A 21,214-nucleotide genomic window follows, 5' to 3' on the forward strand; every position below is an offset into this window, starting at 1 on the left:
GTCCGGCGACTTCAGCAGCAGCTTGGCCGGCGGCACCGCGGCGAAGATATGGCCGAAGCCACCCAGCTGCGGCGGGATCACGATGATCGCGGCGAAGATCGTCACGTAGATCAGGATGTCCTTGACCACCGCGATCATCGCGGGCGCGCGCAGGCCCGACGTGTACGTGTAGGCCGCGAGGATCGCGAACGCGATGATCAGCGGCAGATCGCCGACGAAGCCGGTCGTATCGAAACCGAGCGCGCCGATCACCACCTCGATACCGACCAGTTGCAGCGCGATGTACGGCATCGTCGCGACGATGCCGGTCACGGCGATCGCCAGCGCCAGCATGCGGCTGCCGTAGCGGGCCGCCACGAAGTCCGCCGAGGTCACGTAGCCGTGGCGCTTGGCGACGCTCCACAGCTTCGGGAACACCACGAACGCGAACGGATAAATCAGGATCGTGTACGGCAACGCGAAGAAACCGGTTGCCCCCGCACCGAACACGAGCGCCGGCACCGCGACGAACGTGTATGCGGTGTACAGGTCGCCGCCGAGCAGGAACCACGTGACGATCGTGCCGAAGCGCCGACCGCCCAGGCCCCACTCTTCCAGATGGGCGAGGTTGCCGCGCCGCCAGTGGGCGGCGACAAAGCCGAGAATCGTGACGCCGATGAAAAACAGAACGAAGACGAAGGTTGCAATGGGGTTCATTATTGCGCGCCCCCTTGCGAACGGCCGGTGTAGTGGGATTTGGTCTTGTGGTAGACGAACGCGGTGATGACCGCGCTGATCAACACCCACAGAAGCTGATACCAGTAAAAGAACGGGAAATCGAACACCTGCGGCTCGATCCGGTTGTAGGACGGCACCCAGATCATCGCGATCCAGGGTAGCACCAATAGCCATAGCCAGTGCTTGCTGGCCTTTTTCGCGTCGGCGTCGTGAGCCATGACGTCTCCTCTTCCTGTTTTAAATTTATCTGCCCGCGGTCGACGGGAGTGGCACTCACAGCGGGTGATCGGCCCGCGGATACCCACGGGCACCCCGAAAGTTTCGAAAGAGTATAGGAGCCGCGAACACCCGGTCAAGCAGGGCGGACCCGAGGCGCAACAGGCGGCGGCGCCGCAGTGGAGCCGCTGGCGATGCGATCCGCGCGGCGTGGACGGACGCTGCGGACGCGCTCAGATCGCGAACGACGTGCCCGTCTGACCGGTCGATTCCCGCAGCCCCTTAATCCACTTGCGCGCCGGCAGGCCGAGCTGCGCTTCGATCAGTTTCGCGCGGGCGTCGAGCGCGGCGAATGGCACGTCGAGCGCGGGGCCCGAAAACGCGATCGCGATGCGGTTGCCGTCATGCACTTCGGGCAGCGCGACCACGCGGCCATCGAACGCTTCGTTCAGGCGCTTCTTATTGCGCACGAAGCTCGGGTGATCGCCGAACAGATTCACCGTGACGATGCCCGCATCCGTCAGGCACGCGCGCGCCGCGCGGTAAAAACCGACGCTGTCGAGCACCGGCCCGCGCGCGGTCGCATCGTAGACGTCGATCTGCAACGCGCCGATGGTGCCGTGGTTCGCGCTGTCGTTGACGAAGTCCCACGCATCGGTTTCGTGGATGGTCAGACGCGCGTCGTCGTACGGCAGCTCGAACATCGTGCGCGCGGCCACGACGACCGCCGGATTCAGCTCGACCGCCTCGACCTTCGCGCGCTTCAGGAAGCGATGCGCGAACTTGGTCAGCGACGCCGCGCCCAGGCCGAGTTGCACGATACGCTTGGGCGTGTCGAGAAACAGCAGCCAGGCCATCATCTGCTGCGCGTATTCGAGTTCGATGTGATCGGGCTTGCGCAGACGCATCGCGCCTTGCACCCATTCGGTGCCGAAATGCAGGAAGCGCACCCCGCCCTCTTCGGAGAACGTCACCGGCGCGAAACGGGGCTTGCGCGGCGCTTCGATTTGCGGCGCGTCGTCCAGATCATGGGTGGCCGCGCGGTTTTCGTTGCGCGCGTTTTTGCGCGGCGCTTGACGCGCGATCTTGTGTTTACCGCCGATGGCTTCGGCGTCCCGGTTTCGGAAAGCGCGCGCCTCGGCCGAAGCGCGCTTGATCAGTGTGGTCATGTGAGGAGGTCGCGCCACCGGCGCAGATTTTGAGCGAACGAGAGCATAGCACCCGGCGCGACGGGGAACCCGCGTGCGCGCACGCTCCGGTGCTTGCATTGCATGCAGTCACAATGCGATGCGGTAAGACGACCCGCCCGCGTCGAACGCACGGCTCTCGCGCCGTGCATCTCGCCTTACTGGCCCGGCACCGCCGTGAGCGCCTCGTTGAGCGTGCGGCTCGGCCGCATCACCGCATCGACCTTGTCGAAATCGGGCTTGTAATAGCCGCCGATGTCGGCCGGCTTGCCCTGCACGGACGCCAGTTCCGCGACGATCGTCTGCTCGTTGGCGGTCAGTTGCGTCGCGAGCGGCTTGAAGCGCGCGGCCAGCTCAGCGTCGTCCGTCTGCGCGGCGAGTTCCTGAGCCCAGTACATCGCGAGATAAAACTGGCTGCCGCGATTGTCGAGTTCGCCGGTTTTCGGGCTCGGGCTGCGATTGTTGTCCAGCAGTCTGCCGGTCGCGGTATCGAGCGTCTTCGCGAGAATCTTCGCGCTGTGGTTGCCGGTCTTGATACCCAGCTCCTCGAGCGACACCGCGAGCGCGAGAAATTCGCCAAGCGAATCCCAACGCAGATGGTTTTCCTCGACCAGCTGCTTCACGTGCTTCGGCGCCGAGCCGCCGGCGCCGGTCTCGTACATGCCGCCACCGGCCATCAGCGGCACGATCGACAGCATCTTCGCGCTGGTGCCCAACTCCATGATCGGGAACAGGTCGGTCAGATAGTCGCGCAGGATATTGCCGGTGACCGAGATCGTATCGAGCCCGCGCACCACGCGCTCCAGCGTGTAACGCATCGCGCGCACCTGCGACATGATCTGGATGTCGAGGCCGGTGGTGTCGTAGTCCTTCAGATAGGTCTCGACCTTCCTGATGAGTTCGGCCTCATGCGGGCGGTACGGATCGAGCCAAAACACCGCCGGGGTGCCCGAGTTGCGCACGCGGGTGACCGCGAGCTTCACCCAGTCGCGGATCGCCGCATCCTTCACTTCACACATGCGCCAGATGTCGCCTTCCTCGACGTTCTGCGTGAGCAGCACCTCGCCCGTCGCCAGATCGACGATGCGGGCCTCGCCGTCTTCCGGCACTTCGAATGTCTTGTCGTGCGAGCCGTACTCTTCCGCCTGCTGCGCCATCAGCCCGACGTTCGGCACGGTGCCCATCGTGACGGGATCGAAGTTGCCGTTGGTCTTGCAGAAGTTGATGATCTCCTGATAGATGCGCGCGAACGTGCTCTCCGGGATCACCGCCTTGGTGTCCTTCGGACGGCCGTCGGCGCCCCACATCTTGCCGCCGATGCGAATCATCGCCGGCATCGACGCATCGACGATCACGTCGTTGGGCGCATGCAGGTTCGAGATGCCCTTCGCCGAATCGACCATCGCGAGTTCCGGACGGTGCTCATGGCACGCGTGCAGGTCGCGGATCACTTCCTCGCGCTGCGATTCGGGCAGCGTCTCGAGTTTCTCGTACAGATTGACGAGACCGTTGTTGACGTTCACGCCGAGCTCGTCGAACAGCTTGCCGTGCTTCGCGAACGCGTCCTTGTAAAAGACCTTCACCGCGTGACCGAACACGATCGGATGCGACACCTTCATCATCGTCGCCTTCACGTGCAGCGACAGCATCACGCCGGTCTTGCGCGCGTCTTCCATCTGCTCTTCGTAGAACGCGAGCAGCGCCTTTTTGCTCATGAACATGCTGTCGATGATCTCGCCCTCCTGCAGCGCGACCTTCGGCTTCAGCACGATCGTGTGGCCGCTTTTCGTCACCAGTTCCATCTTCACGTCGCGCGCGCGATCGAGCGTCATCGACTTTTCGCCGTGATAGAAGTCGCCGTGGCGCATGTGCGCGACGTGCGTGCGCGACGCCATGCTCCATTCGCCCATGCTGTGCGGATGCTTGCGCGCGTAGTTTTTTACCGCGGCGGGCGCGCGGCGATCCGAATTGCCTTCGCGCAGCACCGGGTTCACCGCGCTGCCGAGACACTTCGAATAGCGCTGGCGGATCGCCTTTTCTTCGTCGGTCTTCGGATCTTCCGGATAGTCGGGCACCTTGTAGCCCTTCGCCTGCAGTTCCTTGATCGCGCTCGTCAGCTGCGGCACCGATGCGCTGATGTTCGGCAGCTTGATGATGTTGGTGTCGGGCAGCAGCGTCAGACGGCCCAGCTCCGCGAGGTTGTCGGGCACGCGCTGCGCATCGGTCAGAAACTCGGGAAATTCGCCGAGGATGCGCGCCGCCACCGAAATGTCGCTGGTCTCGATCTGCACGCCGGCCGGCGCCGTAAAGGCCCGGATGATCGGCAGGAAGGCGCAGGTCGCGAGCAGCGGCGCCTCGTCGGTGAGGGTGTAGATGATGGTCGGTTGCTGAGTCGTCATTGCTGGCCTCGGGACAGGCAGTGGGAAGGCATCGAGCACGCGAGATCCGGGCAGGATGCGGAAGCGTCGATCAGGTTCGGGCGGCGCGGGGCGCAGCGGCTGCGCGTCATGCCCGCCGCCGGCCGGGGGGTTCACCAAAACGGGACGGGATTGGCTAACGCGGCGGCCTTGCCTCCTACAGCGGGCAGCACGATCCGATTCTGCCTCATTTGTGGACGCGCAGAGAAGTGCGGGGTTGTGCGGAGGGAGCGACGCACGGCGATGGCGCGCGTTAGGGATGTAAGCGAAGCGCAGTCATAGGGTCGAACTGCTGACTTGCATCTAGCTAGTAGCCGGCGGATAATGCATCGCAATTGCGATGCTTCGAGAGACGTGATGAAATCCTCCACTTTTCCATCGATCCGGGTCGAACCGGAATTGCGCGATGCTGCCGAAAGTGTCCTTCGCGATGGAGAAACCCTGTCGGGTTTCGTCGAACAATCGATTCGCGAGGGCATTGAGCGGCGCGTCAATGAAAGCGAATTCATTGCCCGTGGCATCGCATCGCGCGACCAGGCGCGGCGCGACGGCGACTACGTGGCGTCGTCCGAAGTGCTGAAGAAACTCGAACGGCGGCTCGACGCTCTGCACAAGGCAAAGCGGAAGTCTCGATGACATACGAGGTTCGATTCACGCGTGAGGCTGCGGATGATCTGGACCGTCTTTATGAGTTTGTCGTCGATCGCGACGACGCGGACATAGAAATCGCTGCCCGCGCGCTTGCGGCCATTGCCGCCGGTATCTCCACGCTGGAGTCGTCGCCATTTACTTGCCGAAAGGCACACCCGTCGATGCCGTTTCTGCGAGAACTGATCATTCCGTTCGGTTCGTCGGGATATGTCGCACTCTTCGAGATCGACGATGACCGCACGGTGACGATCGTTGCGGTACGCCATCAACGGGAAAGCGACTACCACTGAGCGCGCACAGATCAGACGATCGGTCGCGCCAACGACGCATCGCCGCCATCAGCCGCCCTCAAGCAAGAATCCCTCGCCAGATAGCCAGTTTCTGCTCGAATCGCAGCATCGCGTTCGCCGGACTCGACGACGGCAACACGAGCGTTTCATACCCCACCGCCCCGATCACTTGCGCAAACCGCCCGGCCGTTTTGCCATTGAAGCAGACCTTCTTCAGCAGCGGCGCATGCTCTCTCAACGACGCGAAGTCGTTCGGCTGCGCGTTGCGGATCGCCGAGTCAAGACTGCCCTCGCGATGGCACGCATCGAGCACGTCCCAGATCCCGATGCCGTGCGACAGCACGCGCGTGAGCCGATCGTCGTAACGCAACTCGTGCAGCGACGGCTCGTCGAGCACCGCACCGAGCAACCGCCAGAACTGATTGCGCGGATGCGCGTAGTACTGCGTCGCCGCGAGCGACGCTTCACCGGGAAAGCTCCCGAGAATCAGCGTATGGGTGTTGGCCGCGACCACCGGCGCAAAGCCGCGCAACATCAGCGGCTCCGGTCGTCGGACGGGCGTGGCCCGGCATGCGCGCGCGACGCGGTGTGCTCGAGCGGACGGCCGTGCTCACGGACGATGCGCGCACGCGCGACGTGCTCCGCATTCGCACCTGTCTCCGCAGCACGCGCCCCGCTGAGCGAAGCGAGGTGGCTCCACAACGCCGGCAACATACACTCGGTCACCATCAACGGTTCGCGGTGACGCTCGAACACCGAGCGGCGCGCGACCAGAACGTGCGGCGCATCACTCGCAATTTCACGCACAGCCAGCCGATACAACGGATGGCGCTGCCCCACCCTGCGGCTCACCAGCGACGAGCGCGCGACGCTGCTATCGCTGTACAGCAGCTCCGCCAGCGGCCGCGTGCGCAGCCGCCGCGTCGCCTGCCAGACGCCGGCGCTCGCCGCGCGCGGCGTCACGCTATGCGCGGCGACGAACGGCACACCATCCACCGCCAGCACCACCTCGCGTACCCACACCGGGGCGCGCGGTGCGAGTCCGAGTGCGGCGGCTTCGTCGGGCCACGGCAGCGCGACGGTCTCGCGCGTCACGCGCACCGCGACCGCGCCAAGCGTGCGCAAGTGCGCGGTCAGTGAACCGCCGCGGCTCAACCAGTCTTTCTGGGCAGCACTACAGCTGGGTAAAGAGGCAACGCGCCAGTGAGCGTCGGCGGGATCGAAACGGATAGGCATGGTGTCGGAGTATAACGGCGCGGTTCGCGGCGATTTCGTTGCGCGGTCGATAGGCTTTCGGTCCTGCACGTGGGCGCCTACGTGCATGCGCGCGTGCGTGGGAAGTCAATGCTGAGCAAATTGCGCACCGCGGTTCGTCCCGGCCATCTGCGCGAACTCAAAAAAAATGCGCTGCCGAAGCAGCGCATTTTTTGAGCGACGAGCGTCACGATGACAACGACGCTCGCCACACACAGACTCGAACTCGAACCTAAAACCGGCGCTCAACCCGCGCGCGCGAGCAGCAACGCATTGGTCCGCTTCACGAAGCTCGCCGGATCCTCGAGCGAACCGCCTTCAGCCAGCAGCGCCTGATCGAACAGCAGATGGCACCAGTCGTCGAAATTCGCGCTATCCGCGTGCAGGCCCTTCACCAGCGCGTGCTCCGGATTGACTTCGAGGATCGGGTGGAAGTCGGGCGCCTGCTGGCCGGCGGCTTTCAGCATACGCTGCAGATACCCGCTCATTTCGCCATCGTCGGCGACGAGGCACGACGGCGAATCGGTCAGGCGGAACGTCAGACGCACGTCCTTGGCCTTGTCCTTCAGCGCTTCCTTCATCTTCTCGACGAGCGGCTTGAACTCTTCGCCGATCTTCTCCTGCGCCTGTTTTTCCTCGTCGTTCAGCGCACCGAGATCGAGGTCGCCGCGCGCGACGCTTTGCAGCGGCTTGCCGTCGAATTCGTTGAGGAACGACAGCATCCACTCATCGACGCGATCGGTCAGCAGCAGCACTTCGACGCCCTTCTTGCGGAACACTTCCAGATGCGGGCTGTTGGCCGCGGCCTGCCATGTATCGGCGGTCACGTAGTAGATCTTGGTCTGCTCGGGCTTCATGCGCGCGATGTAGTCGGCGAGCGCCACCGTCTGCTCGGCGGTGCCGGTATGCGTCGACGAAAAGCGCACCAGCTTCGCGATCCGCTCGCGATTGGCGAAGTCTTCGCCGATGCCTTCCTTCAGCACCTGGCCAAACTCCTTCCAGAAGCGGGCGTACTTTTCCTTGTCGGCGTCGTTATCCGCGTTCGCGAGTTCTTCGAGCATCGACAGCGCGCGCTTGGTCACACCTTCGCGGATTGCCTTGACATCGCGGCTTTCCTGCAGGATTTCACGCGAGACGTTCAGCGGCAGATCGGCCGAATCGACCACGCCTTTCACGAACCGCAGATACGTGGGCAGCAGCTGCTCGGCGTCGTCCATGATGAACACGCGCTTCACGTACAGCTTCAGACCGCCGCGCTGCTCGCGGTTCCACAGGTCGAACGGCGCGTGCGCGGGCACGTACAGCAGCTGCGTATATTCGCTGCGGCCTTCGACGCGGTTATGCGTCCACGTGAGCGGGTCCTGATGATCGTGCGAGATGTGCTGATAGAACTGCTTGTACTGCTCTTCGGTGATGTCGTTTTTCGCGCGGGTCCACAGCGCGCTGGCCTGATTGACGGTCTCGTCCTCGTCCTTCAGGACCATCTCGCTCTTTTCCGCGTCCCACTCTTCCTTTTGCATCAGGATCGGCAGCGCGACGTGGTCCGAGTACTTCTGAATGATCGACTTCAGCCGATACGACGACAGCAGTTCGTCTTCTTCGGCCCGCAGATGCAGCGTGATCGTCGTACCGCGCGCGGCGCGCTCGATCTGCTCGACCGCGAAATCACCCTCGCCCGCGCTTTCCCAGCGCACGCCTTCCGAAGCCGGCAAACCGGCTCGGCGCGTTTCGACGGTGATCTTGTCCGCGACGATAAAGCCCGAGTAAAAGCCCACGCCGAACTGGCCGATGAGCGCCGCGTCCTTCTGCTGATCGCCCGACAGTTTGCCGAAGAATTCCTTCGTGCCCGAGCGGGCGATCGTGCCGAGATTCGAGATCGCTTCGTCGCGGCTCATGCCGATGCCGTTGTCGTCGATCGTGATGGTGCGCGCGGCTTTGTCGTACGACACGCGGATCCGCAGGTTCGGATCGTTTTCATACAGCGCGCTGTTTCCGATCGCCTCGAAGCGCAGCTTGTCGGCCGCGTCGGACGCGTTCGAGATCAACTCGCGCAGGAAGATTTCCTTGTTGCTGTACAGCGAATGGATCATCAGTTGCAGAAGTTGCTTCACTTCTGCCTGAAAGCTCATGGTTTCTTGTGCCACGGTCGGATTCCTCTCTGTTTCGAATGGGGTCGGGCGCCGGCGAGCCGGTGTTCGCGCCCGGCTCAATGGTCAGGCCGCGCCGGATCGTTCGCCAACATGGGGACGCTGCGGCGCGGTTTCAAGAGTCCGGCGCGCGACGCCGTCGATATAGCGAGCGAGAAACGCCGGCAGTTCCGGATCGCCGCAATTGGCGATATTGAAGCGCATCCATGTGCTCGGCGATTGCTGCGGCGAAAACAGGCCACCGGGCGTCAGCAGATAGCCCGCCTCGTGCGCGGCCGCGGCGAGCGCGCTGGCGTCGACGCCGGTGTCGGCCCACAGGAACATGCCGGCGGTGGGCGTCAGGAACAGCTTCATGCCGGTCTTCTCGATCATCCGCACGGCCTTCTCGCGCACGCCGTCCAGGCGCGCGCGCAAGCGCTCGACATGCCGGCGGTAGTGGCCCTCGGTCAGGATCTTGTAGATCACGCGCTCGTTGAGTTCCGGGCTCGTCATGCCGACCAGCATCTTCTGATTGCTGACGACCATGGCCACCTCCGGCGCGCACGCGATGAAACCGACGCGCAGGTTCGGCGCCAGCGTCTTCGAAAAGCTGCCCAGGTAGATCACGCGCTTTAACTGATCGAGACTCGCGAGCCGCGTGCCCGGATAGCCCGGCGGGCATAAGTCGCCGTAGATATCGTCTTCGACGACGATGAAGTCGTACGCTTCGGCCAGACGCAGGATGCGAAACGCCTGCGCGGCGGTGAGCGACGTGCCGGTCGGGTTCTGCAGCACCGAATTGATCACCAGCATTTTCGGGCGCCACTCGTGCACTAGCGCTTCCAGCGCATCGAGGTCCGGACCATCCGGCGTGTACGGCATGCCGACGAGCCGCGCGCCCTGCGCGGCGAAGCAGCCGAACATCTGGAACCATGCCGGATCGCCGACGATGACCGCGTCGCCGGGCTTTACGTAGAGGCGCGAAATCAGGTCGATCGCCTGCGTGATGCCGGACACCATCACGATCTGCTCGGGCGACGCGCCGATCTCCAGCTCCTCCAGGCGCGTCTGCAACTGCTGGCGCAGCGGCAGAAAACCCTGCGCGGTGCCGATGCCGAGCATCTGCGCACCGCTTTGCCGGCCGAGCGTGCGCAACGCGTTGGTGATCAGGTCGCCGTCGAGCCAGCGGGCCGGCAGATAGCCGAGACCGGGGCTGCGCTCGGGCCGCGCGCCGGTATGCAGCATATTGCGCAGCAGCCAGACGACGTCGATATTGGCCGGCGCTGGCGGCGTCTGCGCGCGCGCCCGCAGCTCGGTAACCGCGGCGCCGCCGAGGCGCTCGCGCACGTAAAAGCCGGAGCCGCGCCGCGACTCCAGAAAGCCCTGCGCGACCAGCCGCTCGTACGCCTCGACCACCGTGAAGCGCGACACGCCTTTATCGAGCGCGAGCTTGCGGATCGACGGCATACGCATGCCGGGGCGGAACACGCGCTCCTCGATGCGGCGGCGGGCCCATTGCACGAGCTGTTCGACCAGCGTCAGCGATGCAGTGTCGTGCGGGGTGGGAATCTGGGTAAGCGGGACGGACATGACGGGCTCCAACTGTACCGAATAGTATCGCGCCGATTGTACCGTTACTGTGCAGGTAGTGATCGTTACATTTGATGCCAGCAAACGGTGGTGGCGTCACACCAGTGCGGCACAGACGCCGCGCAACAGCGTTGCCCGGGTAGTCGGACAGCGCTCCGCCAGGCGCCCGCATGGCCCGCCCACCCGGCAAACGGTTATGCTTACGGCCCGGCCTCGCGCGGTATCGGTACGTGGCGCCGGCCCTCCTTGCAGAAACCGTTTCCGTCGATCCGCCATGACCTCTCTGCCCGCTCATTCGCTCAGTCTCGATCACCTCGTCATTTCGGCCCGCACCCTCGAGGAAGGCGTCCAGTACGTCGCCGACACGCTCGGCGCCATGCCAGCCGGGGGCGGCGCGCATCCGTTGATGCGCACGCACAACCGCCTGCTGGGCCTGTGGGGCGGCGTCTACCTGGAGGTGATCGCGATCGATCCGCTCGCGCCGGCCGCCGCCGATGGGCAACCCGGCCGCCCGCGTCTGTTCGCGCTCGACGACCCGGCCACGCACGCGCGGCTCGAAGACGGGCCGTATCTGTCGCATTGGGTGGCACGCGTGGAACGGCCGAAGCATCTCGTGACGTGGCAGGCGCAGTATCCGCAGCGCATCGCGCCAATCGTGCCGATGACTCGCGGCGATTTCGCATGGGGCCTGTCGGTGCCCGACGACGGGTCGTTCCCCGCATGGCAACAGGCCGGCGACGGCGTGTTGCCGTCGCTGATCCAGTGGGAGTCGCCGCGCCACCCCTCGAATGAGCTGACGCCGGCGAATCTCGCGCTGAAGGCGCTGAAGGCCGTACATCCGCGAGCGAACGTGATTGGCGAACAACTACGCTGGCTCGGTGCCGCGCATCTGATCGACGTGCAACCGGGCGATAGCGCAGCGCTCGTCGCCGAATTTGAAACAGCCGAGGGTCCGCGGACCCTCGCATGAGCCGCATGGGTTGGCGCCCGAAACCCGCAACCCCGTGCCGACTCGCGCGATAATCGAAGTTTTTTGACCGGTTCCAGAAATATCAGCAGAGGAGATCATGGACCAAAGCGATCTGAAAGCCCCGACGTGGCAATTATCCGAACGCGCCCGCAAGCTCACGAGCTCGGCGATCCGCGAGATCCTGAAGGTCACGGAACGGCCCGAAGTCATTTCGTTCGCCGGCGGGTTGCCGTCGCCGGCCACCTTCCCGGCCGAGCGCATGCGCGAAGCCGCCGACCGCATTCTGCGCGACAGTCCGGCCGCGGCGCTGCAGTACAGCGCGACCGAAGGCTATCTGCCGCTGCGCGAATGGATCGCGCAACGCTACTCGGTAGGCGGCGCGCAGATCCGTGCGTCGCAGGTATTGATCACCACCGGCTCGCAGCAGGCGCTCGATCTGCTCGGCAAGGTGCTGGTTTGTCCGGATAGCCCGGTGCTGGTCGAAACGCCGACCTACCTCGGCGCGCTGCAATCGTTCTCGATGTACGAGCCGCGCTACGTGCAGGTGCCGACCGACGAGCAGGGGTTGATCCCCGCGGGGCTCACGCCCGAACTGACGAAAGGCGCGCGCCTGCTGTACGCGCAGCCGAACTTCCAGAATCCCACCGGGCGGCGCCTGCCGGTGGAGCGCCGGCGCGCGCTGGCCGAATTCGCGAAGACCGCGCCGTTCCCGGTGATCGAGGACGACCCGTACGGCGCGCTCGACTACGCGGGCGAACCGCTGCCGACGATGCTGTCGATGGCGCCCGATCACATCGTCCATCTGGGCTCGTTCTCGAAAGTGCTCGCGCCGGGCCTGCGGGTCGGCTACATCATCGCGCCCGAAGAGTTGATCTTCAAACTCGTGCAGGCGAAGCAGGCGACCGACCTGCACACACCGAGCTTCACGCAGCGCATCGTGCACGAAGTGATCAAGGACGGCTTCCTCGACACGCACGTGCCGACGATTCGCGAGCTGTATCGCAACCAGTGCGACGCGATGCTGGACGCGCTGCAGCGCTACATGCCGGAAGGCGTGAGCTGGAACCGTCCGGAAGGCGGCATGTTCGTATGGGTCGATCTGCCCGCGCAAATCGACAGCATGAAGCTGCTGGAAGAAGCGGTCGCGCAGAACGTCGCGTTCGTGCCAGGCGGTCCGTTCTTCGCGAACGACGCACAGCACAACACGCTGCGTCTGTCGTTCGTTACGGTGCCTCCGGCTAAAATCGACGAAGGCGTCGCGCGTCTCGCGCAACTGGTTCGCGCGAAGATCTGACAGGCGTGCGCCACATGCGCACATCGGGGCGAACCCGGCCAATGCCGCACGGCCCCCATCTGCATAGCGCGTGGACTTCGCCCCGCCTGCGCTAACGCAATCTCACCGAATCGAGGTCTCAAGATGGCTCAATCGAATGTGTACGACAAGCTGAAGGAACTCGGCATCGAACTGCCGGCAGCAGGCGCGCCGGCAGCGGCCTATGTGATGAGCGCGCAAAGCGGCAACACGGTGTACCTGTCCGGCCATATCGCGAAGAAAGACGGCAAGGTGTGGGCCGGCAAGCTCGGCGCGACGATGGACACCGACGAAGGCAAGAACGCGGCGCGCTCGATCGCCATCGATCTGCTCGCGACGCTGCATGCGCACGTAGGCGATCTGAATCGTGTCACCCGCATCGTCAAGCTGATGAGCCTCGTCAACTCGACGCTCGAATTCACCGAACAGCATCTGGTCACGAACGGCGCGTCCGAGCTGATCGCCGACGTATTCGGCGAGCGCGGCAAGCATGCGCGTTCGGCGTTCGGCGTCGCGCAGATTCCGCTCGGCGCATGCGTCGAGATCGAACTCATCGCCGAAGTCGAATGACGCACTCATAACGGGCCGGCTCGCGAAGTGACGTGACGTGACGCCCATCCAGCCCGCATAGGCCGGTCGTTAGACGCAGCAGCGCGGAACTAGCCCGGAACTCACGCGGAATTTACGCCGCACTCAACCGCCTCATCTGTCACGCGCGCGCCCCCGGTCTGATACGCCGGGCGGCGCGTTTTGCTTATTGGCGCGGTAGATCGCCAGCGCCGACGCGGATAGAATCCGCGAAGCCCTTCAACGCTTTGCATCCATTACGCGCCAGGCCATGTCGATGCCCGCTCACACCGTCCGTTTCAAACAGGTCGACGTATTCACGTCGACGCCATTCAAAGGCAATCCGCTTGCGGTCGTATTCGATGCGGATGCGCTCGATACCGCGCAGATGCAGGCCATCGCACGGTGGACCAATCTGTCCGAGACCACCTTTCTGATCAAGCCGAGCGACGCCGCTGCCGACTATCGTGTACGCATCTTCACGCCGGGCGGCGAGTTGCCGTTCGCAGGTCATCCAACGCTCGGCACCGCGCATGCGTTGCTCGACAGCGGCTACCAGCCGAAGCAGGCGGGCAAGCTGATCCAGCAATGCGGCGTCGGTCTGATCGAGCTGGAAGCGCTCCGCGGCGCCGATGGCGAGCAGCGCGCATGGGCGTTCGCCGCGCCGCCCGCGCGCGTCACGCCACTCGCCGCGGACAGTTACGACGCGCTGTCTACGGCTTTGCGTAGTCGTGCGATCGATCTCAGCGCGGCCCCCTGCGCGGTCGACAACGGCGCGCCGTGGCTGGTCGTGCGGGTCGATTCGGCGCGCGCCTGTCTTGAACTTCAACCCGATGCGGCGGCGCTCGCCGAGATCGTGCAATCGGCCGGCACACATGGCCTCGCGGTCTACGGGCCGCACGACGCAGACGGTCCCGCGACGTTCGAAGTGCGCTGCCTGATGGCCGGCGGCGGCTTCGGCATCGGCGAGGACCCGGTGACGGGCAGCGCGAATGCCGCGCTCGCCGGCCTGCTGAACGCACAGCAGCGGCGCCCCGGCACGCGCTATACGGTGCGCCAGGGCACGGTGCTGGGGCGCGCGGGCGACGTGTCGGTTCACTACGACGATGAGCGCGGCAAGATCTGGATCGGCGGCCCAACGGTCACGATCGTCGACGGCACTTGCCGGCTCGCGTAGCACGCGTGCCAGAGAGCATGCATGGCCCGCGCATCGTGCGGCGTGGTACTGGCCGCTTTCACTTAAACGCCGCATCTTGCCGCACGAAAGCAAAAAAAGCCTCACGCATTGCGCAGACACCGGAAGAGCCCTGCGCGCCGAATTGCAAAGCGCTGCTAACAGCCGCTTCACAGTCAGCACGGCGCAGACGAAACCTTCGAAGAAGCGCCGATAAATTCGCCACGAAAAGCGGTCCGGCCGACCTCGAATCGCACTTCACCGAGCGCCCCACGCGCCAGCGTATACCCCATGCCCGGACCCTTTCTTAATCCATTGGCATTCAGTAATATCGAAACTGATACGATGACCTTCGGCCGGTCAGGCACGGCGCCACGCCCCCTCCTCCTGCGCAGCAGCTTTGGCGCACTGGTCACCATGCAGCCAACCATCCAATTAGCGCAGTCGATGCCCGTGCGTTTGCGACCGCCCCGCCTGCAGCCACGAGCCGCACGATGAGCCAGTCGCGCTTCTCCGACCCGCGCGAAGCCAGGCCACGCCGCGACCCGATGGTCACGCGCCGACGCGCGTTGCTTGTCATTCCCGCGCTCGGCGTGCTGGTGCTGATCCTGTTGTGGACAGTGATTTTCGCGCGTCTGGCGGTCGAAAAAGAAGCGACCTATCGCGAAGCAATGGCCTCCTCGGCGATTCTTTCGTCAGCACTCGAACAGCACACGATCAAGGCGATTCACCAGGTCGACCAGATCACCCGTTTTGTCAAATACGAGTTTGAAAAAACGCCGAATCATTTCGATCTCGCGAGCACCGTCGAAAAAGGCGTCGTGCAAAGCGAAACGCTCGTGCAGGTGTCGCTGATCGACGATCACGGCAAGCTGATCGCCAATACCGCCGAACTCAATCCAAAGCACATCGACCTGTCCGACCGCGAGCACTTCAAGGTCCACGAGCACGAGAACGACGATCAGCTGTACATCAGCAAGCCGGTGCTCGGCCGCGTGTCGGGTCAATGGACCCTGCAGATGACGCGGCGTCTCAATCATCCCGACGGCTCGTTCGCGGGCGTCGTGGTGGTCTCCGAAGACCCGAGCTATTTCACTTCCGACTTCTACAACAACGCGGCGATCGGCCGCGAAGGCGTGATCGCGGTGATCTCGGACAACGGCACCGTGCTCGCGCGGCGCACCGGCAACGCGAACAGGGCAAGCAGCACGTTCACCGCGAGCGGCACCTATCCGACCTCGGAGCACGTGTCGGGCATCTACGTCGATTCGATCGACAACGTCACGCGCATCGTGTCGTACCGGCATATCGACGGCTATCCGCTCGGCGTGCTCGTCGGTCTTTCGCAAGCGGAAGAATTCGCCGACTACAACCACACGCGCAACGTCTATCTGCTGATGGCGGGCTTTATCTCGCTCGCGATGCTCAGTTTCTTCGCGGTCGCGACCGGGCTGATCGGCAAGCTGCTCGGCCGCGAACGCGAGATGACGCAACTCGTCGAATACGATCTGCTGACCGGCCTGCGCAATCGCTATGCGACGTTGCAGGCGCTGCGCCACGATGTCGCGCAACCGCTCAATCTCGGCCGCCTCGCGATCCTCTTTATCGACCTCGATAACTTCAAGACCGTCAACGATACGCTCGGCCACAACGCCGGCGACATCGTGCTGCAAATGACGGCATCGCGGCTCGCCAATGCCGTCGGCGAAGGCGGCGCACTATCGCGCATCGGTGGCGACGAGTTCGTCGTCGTGATCAAGGGCGACGACGTCGAAAAGCGCGCTGTCGCGCTCGCCGAGGCCGCCAGCGAAGCGTTCTCGACACCATTCGAAGTGCGCGGCAGTGCGTTCGTGCTGCATGCGAGCATCGGCATCGCGCTGTACTCGGTCGCCAACGAAAGCGAGATCGATCTGCTGAAGAAGGCCGACCTCGCGATGTACAGCGCGAAGGATGCCGGCAAGAACTGCTATCAGTTCTACTCGCCGCACCTCGCGCATCGCGCGGACCATTTGATGAAGTGGGAGCAGCAGTTGCGCGTCGCGCTCGCCGAGGGACAGCTGTTTCTGGCGTATCAGCCGAAGATCGATCTGACGCTGCGCTGCATCACCGGCTTCGAGGCCCTCGCGCGCTGGAACCACCCGCAGCACGGGTTGATTGCCGCCAACGAATTCATTGCAGTCGCGGAGTCGACCGGGCTGATCGTGCCGATCGGCGACTTCGTGATCGAAACCGCGTGCCGCCAGCTGGCAGTGTGGCAGCAGCAGGGCCACGACACGCTATCGCTCGCGGTGAATATTTCGGCGGTGCAGTTCTGGCGCGGCGATCTGTTCGAAACGATCTCGCGGGCGATCGCGGAAACCGGCATCTCGGCACGCCGCCTCGAACTCGAAATCACCGAGACGACGATGATGGAGTATCCGGAACTCGTCTCCGAAAAGATCTTCGCGTTGAAGCGCCTCGGCGTGCGCATCGCGCTCGACGATTTCGGCACCGGCTATTCGTCGCTGTCGTATCTGAACCGATTTTCCGTCGATACGCTGAAGGTGGACCGCTCGTTCGTCCAGGCGATTCCGGGCGACCGCAGCGTCTGCGTGATGGTGACCGCGATCGTCAACCTCGCGCGCTCGCTCGGGCTCACCGTGGTGGTCGAAGGCACCGAAACCGAGGAACAGATCGCGTGGCTGGCGGCGCTCGGCCATATCGAAGCACAGGGTTTCCTGTTCTCGCGTCCGGTGCCGGCAGAGGCGATTCCGGCACTGCTCGAACGCTTCGGGGTATGCGGCGTGACCAGTCGCCGCGCCAGGCAGGAAAGCGATAGCACGAGCAGCATGTCCAGCACCAACAACTAGGGGACCGGCGCCCGTGTGCCGGGCGCTCATCGCGCCATGCAAACGATCACCAGCGAGGATGCCGCCAGACATGGGCAACGGGAACCGCTATGGACGCTGTTCCGGGTCGTATTCGGCCTGTCGGCGCTGTCATGGGGCGGTCTCGCGCTGATGGCGCAACTCGAGCATCACTATGTCGAACGCGAGGGGCGCCTGTCGCGCGTCGGGTTCTCGGATCTGATCGCATTGGCGTGGATGGTGCCGGGACCGGTGGGCTGCAACGTCGCCGTACAGCTCGGCCACACGCTGCGCGGACGCGCGGGCGCGTGGGTCGCGGGTATCGCGAGCGTGCTGCCGTTCTTCATGCTGATGACGCTGTTCGCGATCTTCTACCGCACGCCGATCGTGCACGCGGTCGCTTCGCAAACGCTAGTGCATCACTTCAGCGTCGTGCTCGCGACGCTGATCGCGGTCACCTGGTACAAGCAGACCCGCGCGCTCGTGCGCGGCAAGCTCGAATGGAGCGCGGCCGTGCTCGGCTGCATCGCGCTCTTTTACGCGCACAGCGCGGCCGCCTACGTGGTGATGCTCAGCGCGGCCTTCGGCGCCGGCTGGTTCGCGAGCCGGGAGCGCGACGCGCGCCTCACGGTCTCGCTGCAACGCGGCGACTACCGGATACTCGCCGCGCTCAGCGTGCTGCTCGCGCTGTTCGCACTGCCGCTGCCGCATCGCTATGAACTGGCGCTACTGTGGCCGCGCCTCGCGGGCGCCGGGATGACGCTGTTCGGCGGCGGCTTTTCCGCGTTGCCGGTATTGAAGACGCTGTTCGTCACGCCGGCCATCGGCGTATCGGATAACGACTTCACGCTCGCGTTTTCGCTATCGCCGTTGTCGCCCGGACCGCTGTTGAACGTGGTTCCGTTCTTCGGCTATCTGGTGGATGGCTGGGCCGGCGCGCTGATTGCAACGCTTGCGCTGTTCGTGCCATCGGGCTGCCTTGTCGTACTCGCGCAGCGGCATCTGCATCAGTTGAAGGCGAACCCGCGCTTCGAGCACGGGATGCGGATTCTGCGCGCGGTCACCACCGCGTTTCTCGCCGTCGCGGTCCTGCGCATCGGCGCGCATGTGCCGTTAAGACCGGTCTATCTGCTGACCGCGCTGTTCTCGGCAATGTGCTTCGCGAAGCTGAAGGTGCCGGTCTACGCGGTGTATGGGACAGTGGCCGTGGTGTGTGGCCTGTGGCTTTTTGCGCACGGCGCATCGATGTGACCGAGCGGGCGATACGCTGCCCGCAACATTCACGAAGGGCTAATTCCGATCCCGCTCAGAACCCGCGCGACAGCACCGCGAAGCCGATGGTGACGACGCCCAGCACGATGTTGATCAGCACCAGACGCCGAATCGTGCCGACCGCGCGTGCGCCATCAGGCCACTTCTGCGCCTGCACCGCGCGGCGGATGCGCGGAAACACCGCGAAGCGAATATGCCCGAAGATCAGCATCATCACGATACCGAGGCCGGCCATCGCGTGCAGAGGCCAGCTCGCGTGGCCGCCGCCGAATTGCATCAGCAGAAAACCACCGCTGATCAGAATCACCAGCACCGAGACGCCGACCCAGTTGAAGAAGCGGCCGAACACCGACTCCCACAACGGCAGACGCAATTGCGGCGAGAGATCGCCGAGCGCCGGACGCAGGCAGAAATGCGCGAATATCATGCCGCCGACCCACACCGCCACGCCAAGCAGATGCAGAAACAGCGCGAGCTCAATAGCCTTGTTCATATAGTTTTTCCTCTCCCGACGACGCCACGCCGCTTGGCACAGTTGATTTGGACAACGGCTACTGCGCGCATTCGACCGCGCATGCTGCATGCAGTTCCGCAGGCCGATGGTTATTGCGTCGCGATTGCATGGCTATTGCTTCGTATGGTGTCGTGGTTATCGCGGCGCCTATGCTGCCGCGACACCGCCGCTCCGCTTTTGCTTTTTACAGACCGCTTGCGACTGTCATCTCGCAACCGCTTCCTTTGCGATAACCGGCGCGCGCCGTGCAGGCTGGCAGGCGCGCGCCATTGTCGCCCGCCAATGTTCAAGCAGGCAGCACCGGACGCATACCTTCGAGCTTCAGCTTGCTCTCCGGCGAGCGTCCCTTGCGCGCACGCTTGCCGACATGCGGCGCGAGCGCGGCGCCGCTCAGCTTTTCTTCGTCGACCCGACCGCCGCGGCGCGTGCCGATCAGCACCACCCCGGCCGCGTTGATCGCGAGCGCCTGCACGAGCACCTCGTTGTCGTCGAGCGCCATCAGCGTGACGCCGCGTCCGCCGCCCGACAACGTCTTCATCTCGTCGAGACCGAACACGAGCAGACGTCCGCCCGACGACAGACATGCGACCTGCGCCGCATCGGGCAGCATCGGCATCGGCGCGAGCGGCGTCGCGCCCGCGTCGATCGTCATGAACGACTTGCCTGCCTTCACGCGGCTCACCATGTCGCCGACCTTCGCGATAAAGCCGAAACCGTTGCTCGACGCAAGCAGCAGCGCCTGTTCCGCCGGCGCCGCGTAGTAATGCATCAGATGGCTGCCTGACTCCAGCTCGATCAGCGACGTGACGGGCACGCCATCGCCGCGGCCGCCCGGCAGCATCGCGACCGCGACCGAATAGACGCGACCATTGCTGCCCCATGCGATCAGCGTGTCCGGCGTGCGGCACTGGAACGCCGCATAGAGCCCGTCGCCCGCCTTGAACGTGAAGCCGGCCGTATCGAGCCCGTGGCCCTTCAGTGCGCGCACCCAGCCCTTTTGCGACACCACCACCGTGACCGGCTCGTCGACCACGCGCGCTTCGAACGTCGCGCGCTTTTCCTGCTGAATCAGCGTGCGGCGCTCGTCCCCATACTGTTTCGCATCGGCCTCGATTTCCCTGATGAGCAGGCGCTTCATTGCGGATTCGCTGCCGAGCAGTTCCTCGAGCTTCGCTTTCTCGTCGCGCAGCTCGGCCAGTTCCTTCTCGATCTTGATCTTCTCGAGCCGCGCCAATTGACGCAAACGGATTTCGAGAATGTCTTCGGCCTGGCGGTCGGACAACCCGAACGCGGCCATCAGCGCAACCTTCGGTTCGTCCGATTCGCGAATGATGCGGATCACTTCGTCGATATTCAGGAAGACGATCATCCGGCCTTCGAGAATATGGATCCGGTCGTCGACCTTCGACAGCCGATGCCGCGTGCGGCGCGTGACGGTCGCGAAACGGAACGCGACCCACTCCTGCAGAATTTCTCCCAGGCCCTTTTGACGCGGCCGGCCGTCGCCGCCGACCATCACCATATTCAGCGGCGCGTTCGATTCGAGGCTCGTATGCGCGAGCAGCGTGTTGACGAACTCGGTCTGATCGATGCGGCTCGACTTCGGCTCGAACACGAGGCGCACCGGCGCGTCCTTGCCGGACTCGTCGCGCACCGCGTCGAGCAGCCCGAGCAGCATCTGCTTCGTCTGTAGCTGCTCGGGCGTAAGCGCCTTCTTGCCGAGCTTGATCTTCGGATTGGTCTGCTCTTCGATTTCCTCGAGCACCTTCTGCGCGGCCGTGTTCGGCGGCAGCTCGGTGATCACGAGCTGCCACTGCCCGCGTGCGAGGTCCTCGATCTTCCAGCGCGCGCGCACCTTCAGACTGCCGCGGCCGGTTTCGTACGCGGCGGCGATTTCCGTCTCGCTCGAAATGATCTGCCCGCCGCCCGGAAAGTCCGGACCCGGCACGTGCTGCATCAACTCCGCGTGCGACAGCTTGGGATTGCGGATCAGCGCGATCGCCGCGCCCGCGACTTCGCGCAGGTTGTGCGACGGAATCTCGGTGGCGAGTCCCACCGCAATGCCCGACGCGCCGTTCAGCAACACGAACGGCAGCCGCGCAGGCAACAGC

General features: G+C 64.4%; 18 protein-coding genes. 8 read left to right on the plus strand and 10 right to left on the minus strand.

Annotation, left to right across the window (positions count from 1 at the left end):
- The 4 genes from VGH68_RS09700 to VGH68_RS09715 all read right to left on the minus strand — a co-directional run.
- Positions 1–696: sodium:solute symporter family transporter (locus VGH68_RS09700; protein ID WP_414696920.1), on the minus strand; the 696-nt coding region annotated here is incomplete at its 3' end.
- On the minus strand, positions 696–935 hold the full coding sequence (locus VGH68_RS09705) for a DUF3311 domain-containing protein (RefSeq protein ID WP_331603376.1): 240 nt from the start codon (positions 933–935) through the stop codon (positions 696–698). The genes VGH68_RS09700 and VGH68_RS09705, both read right to left, overlap by 1 nt.
- Before the next feature lie 231 nt (positions 936–1,166).
- Complete coding sequence (locus VGH68_RS09710) at positions 1,167–2,102, minus strand: spermidine synthase (RefSeq protein ID WP_331603377.1); 936 nt, start codon at positions 2,100–2,102, stop codon at positions 1,167–1,169.
- A 176-nt stretch (positions 2,103–2,278) separates the two neighbouring features.
- Positions 2,279–4,519, minus strand: a complete 2,241-nt coding sequence (locus tag VGH68_RS09715) for an NADP-dependent isocitrate dehydrogenase (RefSeq protein ID WP_331603378.1) — start codon at positions 4,517–4,519, stop codon at positions 2,279–2,281.
- A gap of 375 nt (positions 4,520–4,894) precedes the next feature.
- Here VGH68_RS09715 and VGH68_RS09720 point away from each other — a divergent pair, with 375 nt between their 5' ends.
- Positions 4,895–5,173, plus strand: coding sequence for a YlcI/YnfO family protein (locus VGH68_RS09720; RefSeq protein ID WP_331603379.1), 279 nt, complete (start codon positions 4,895–4,897; stop codon positions 5,171–5,173).
- Positions 5,170–5,478: a type II toxin-antitoxin system RelE/ParE family toxin gene (locus tag VGH68_RS09725; protein ID WP_331603380.1), complete on the plus strand. Its 309-nt coding sequence runs from the start codon at positions 5,170–5,172 to the stop codon at positions 5,476–5,478. The genes VGH68_RS09720 and VGH68_RS09725 overlap by 4 nt, the downstream gene beginning before the upstream one ends.
- A 58-nt stretch (positions 5,479–5,536) precedes the next feature.
- Here VGH68_RS09725 and VGH68_RS09730 read toward each other — a convergent pair whose 3' ends face one another.
- The 4 genes from VGH68_RS09730 to VGH68_RS09745 all read right to left on the minus strand — a co-directional run bounded on the left by VGH68_RS09730 (position 5,537) and on the right by VGH68_RS09745 (position 10,448).
- Positions 5,537–6,013 carry a DNA-deoxyinosine glycosylase gene (locus tag VGH68_RS09730; protein ID WP_331603382.1) on the minus strand — a complete coding sequence of 159 codons (477 nt, stop codon included), beginning with the start codon at positions 6,011–6,013 and terminating at the stop codon, positions 5,537–5,539.
- On the minus strand, positions 6,013–6,714 hold the full coding sequence (locus tag VGH68_RS09735) for a chorismate--pyruvate lyase family protein (protein WP_331603383.1): 702 nt from the start codon (positions 6,712–6,714) through the stop codon (positions 6,013–6,015). The genes VGH68_RS09730 and VGH68_RS09735 overlap by 1 nt, the downstream gene beginning before the upstream one ends.
- Before the next feature lie 263 nt (positions 6,715–6,977).
- A complete protein-coding gene (htpG, locus tag VGH68_RS09740; RefSeq protein WP_331603384.1) occupies positions 6,978–8,876 on the minus strand; it encodes a molecular chaperone HtpG in 1,899 nt (632 codons plus the stop codon).
- Between the two features lie 69 nt (positions 8,877–8,945).
- On the minus strand, positions 8,946–10,448 hold the full coding sequence (locus VGH68_RS09745; protein ID WP_331603385.1) for a PLP-dependent aminotransferase family protein: 1,503 nt from the start codon (positions 10,446–10,448) through the stop codon (positions 8,946–8,948).
- A gap of 274 nt (positions 10,449–10,722) precedes the next feature.
- Between VGH68_RS09745 and VGH68_RS09750 the strand changes: the two genes are divergently transcribed.
- From VGH68_RS09750 to VGH68_RS09775, 6 genes are all read left to right on the plus strand, one after another.
- Positions 10,723–11,418: a VOC family protein gene (locus tag VGH68_RS09750; RefSeq protein ID WP_414696921.1), complete on the plus strand. Its 696-nt coding sequence runs from the start codon at positions 10,723–10,725 to the stop codon at positions 11,416–11,418.
- A 97-nt stretch (positions 11,419–11,515) separates the two neighbouring features.
- Entirely contained in the window at positions 11,516–12,712 is a 1,197-nt protein-coding gene (locus tag VGH68_RS09755; protein WP_331603386.1) for a PLP-dependent aminotransferase family protein, read from the plus strand.
- A gap of 123 nt (positions 12,713–12,835) precedes the next feature.
- A complete protein-coding gene (locus VGH68_RS09760) occupies positions 12,836–13,300 on the plus strand; it encodes a RidA family protein (protein ID WP_331603387.1) in 465 nt (154 codons plus the stop codon).
- A gap of 274 nt (positions 13,301–13,574) precedes the next feature.
- Positions 13,575–14,474, plus strand: a complete 900-nt coding sequence (locus tag VGH68_RS09765) for a PhzF family phenazine biosynthesis protein (RefSeq protein WP_331603388.1) — start codon at positions 13,575–13,577, stop codon at positions 14,472–14,474.
- A 491-nt stretch (positions 14,475–14,965) separates the two neighbouring features.
- The gene (locus VGH68_RS09770) at positions 14,966–17,320 is read left to right on the plus strand and encodes a bifunctional diguanylate cyclase/phosphodiesterase (protein ID WP_331603389.1); all 2,355 of its coding nucleotides are present in this window, start codon (positions 14,966–14,968) and stop codon (positions 17,318–17,320) included.
- 36 nt (positions 17,321–17,356) lie between these two features.
- Entirely contained in the window at positions 17,357–18,568 is a 1,212-nt protein-coding gene (locus tag VGH68_RS09775) for a chromate transporter (RefSeq protein WP_331603390.1), read from the plus strand.
- 55 nt (positions 18,569–18,623) lie between these two features.
- Here the strand turns inward: VGH68_RS09775 and VGH68_RS09780 are convergent, their stop codons facing one another.
- Positions 18,624–19,082, minus strand: coding sequence for a CopD family protein (locus tag VGH68_RS09780; RefSeq protein WP_331603392.1), 459 nt, complete (start codon positions 19,080–19,082; stop codon positions 18,624–18,626).
- 307 nt (positions 19,083–19,389) lie between these two features.
- Positions 19,390–21,214 (minus strand): DNA topoisomerase IV subunit A (locus tag VGH68_RS09785; RefSeq protein ID WP_331603393.1); only part of this gene is annotated, 1,825 nt, incomplete at its 5' end.

The sequence above is a fragment of the Paraburkholderia sp. genome (assembly GCF_036488505.1).
Taxonomy (GTDB): Bacteria; Pseudomonadota; Gammaproteobacteria; order Burkholderiales; family Burkholderiaceae; genus Paraburkholderia.

Bases quoted from the DNA above. Each gene is read 5' to 3' on its own strand.
- VGH68_RS09770 (WP_331603389.1), top strand. From the start codon at position 14,966: ATGAGCCAGTCGCGCTTCTCCGACCCGCGCGAAGCCAGGCCACGCCGC.
- VGH68_RS09755 (WP_331603386.1), top strand. From the start codon at position 11,516: ATGGACCAAAGCGATCTGAAAGCCCCGACGTGGCAATTATCCGAACGC.
- VGH68_RS09775 (WP_331603390.1), top strand. From the start codon at position 17,357: ATGCAAACGATCACCAGCGAGGATGCCGCCAGACATGGGCAACGGGAA.
- VGH68_RS09715 (WP_331603378.1), bottom strand. From the start codon at position 4,519: ATGACGACTCAGCAACCGACCATCATCTACACCCTCACCGACGAGGCG.
- VGH68_RS09730 (WP_331603382.1), bottom strand. From the start codon at position 6,013: ATGTTGCGCGGCTTTGCGCCGGTGGTCGCGGCCAACACCCATACGCTG.
- VGH68_RS09735 (WP_331603383.1), bottom strand. From the start codon at position 6,714: ATGCCTATCCGTTTCGATCCCGCCGACGCTCACTGGCGCGTTGCCTCT.
- VGH68_RS09710 (WP_331603377.1), bottom strand. From the start codon at position 2,102: ATGACCACACTGATCAAGCGCGCTTCGGCCGAGGCGCGCGCTTTCCGA.
- VGH68_RS09750 (WP_414696921.1), top strand. From the start codon at position 10,723: ATGACCTCTCTGCCCGCTCATTCGCTCAGTCTCGATCACCTCGTCATT.
- VGH68_RS09780 (WP_331603392.1), bottom strand. From the start codon at position 19,082: ATGAACAAGGCTATTGAGCTCGCGCTGTTTCTGCATCTGCTTGGCGTG.
- VGH68_RS09705 (WP_331603376.1), bottom strand. From the start codon at position 935: ATGGCTCACGACGCCGACGCGAAAAAGGCCAGCAAGCACTGGCTATGG.
- VGH68_RS09725 (WP_331603380.1), top strand. From the start codon at position 5,170: ATGACATACGAGGTTCGATTCACGCGTGAGGCTGCGGATGATCTGGAC.
- VGH68_RS09765 (WP_331603388.1), top strand. From the start codon at position 13,575: ATGCCCGCTCACACCGTCCGTTTCAAACAGGTCGACGTATTCACGTCG.
- VGH68_RS09760 (WP_331603387.1), top strand. From the start codon at position 12,836: ATGGCTCAATCGAATGTGTACGACAAGCTGAAGGAACTCGGCATCGAA.
- VGH68_RS09720 (WP_331603379.1), top strand. From the start codon at position 4,895: ATGAAATCCTCCACTTTTCCATCGATCCGGGTCGAACCGGAATTGCGC.
- VGH68_RS09745 (WP_331603385.1), bottom strand. From the start codon at position 10,448: ATGTCCGTCCCGCTTACCCAGATTCCCACCCCGCACGACACTGCATCG.